Here is a 691-nt window from a genome sequence, read left to right as displayed (position 1 = left end):
CGCTCGTTTGCGACGCAGGGCTATACGGCAACCACGATGCGCTCGATTGCGGACCAGGCCGGCATCGAGGCAGCCAGCATCTACTATCACTTTTCGTCGAAGGAAGAACTCGTCGACGTGGTGATGGAGCATGGTGCGGATAGCATCGTGCAGCACATCAATGAGCATTTCGGTGCGCTGCCCGAAAATGCGAACGCCGAGGACCGCTTCAGAGCGGCGGTGGTCGGTCAGATGAGTGCGCTGATCAAGTTTGGCGACTATGCGCTCGCACATGGCCGCCTGCTGAGCCAATTGCCGGATCAGGTGCGTGAGCGGCAGATCAAGCGTCGCGAGCGGCATCAGCGGCTGTGGACCACCGTGTTCGACGATCTGCGTGAGGAAGGTTTTCTGCGCGACGATATCGACATCGCGCTGAGCCGTATCTATGTGCTCGGCTTCATCAATTCCGTTCAGACGTGGTTCGATCCCAAGAAGGGGTCGCTAGAAAAAATCGCAGATCAGTTCATCTCGATGTTCTTCGAAGGCGCACAGCCACCGGGCAAGCCGCGGCGTCGCGGTCGCAAGAAGGAACTGGCCACTGCGTCCTGACCGGCAGTCGATTCATCTTCAAACCGGAACCCGTGTAAGGGTTTCATTCCTGCCGGGGCGAAGCAAGCGCATCAGGGTCGCGACATTGGCGAGATTTTCGAGG

At 58.8% G+C, this 691-nt stretch carries 1 protein-coding gene; it reads left to right on the top strand.

Annotated elements, in window-relative coordinates:
- Positions 1-588, top strand: a 588-nt coding sequence (locus tag U4Y90_RS35960) for a TetR/AcrR family transcriptional regulator (RefSeq protein ID WP_321801899.1), incomplete at its 5' end; no start/stop codon positions are given.
- Positions 589-691: the final 103 nt, after the last annotated feature.

The organism is Caballeronia sp. J97 (assembly GCF_905220305.1).
In the GTDB taxonomy this organism is placed as follows: domain Bacteria; phylum Pseudomonadota; class Gammaproteobacteria; order Burkholderiales; family Burkholderiaceae; genus Caballeronia.
The sequence above is the reverse complement of the archived record's forward strand: the minus strand, read 5'-3'. Positions and strand labels throughout refer to the sequence as shown.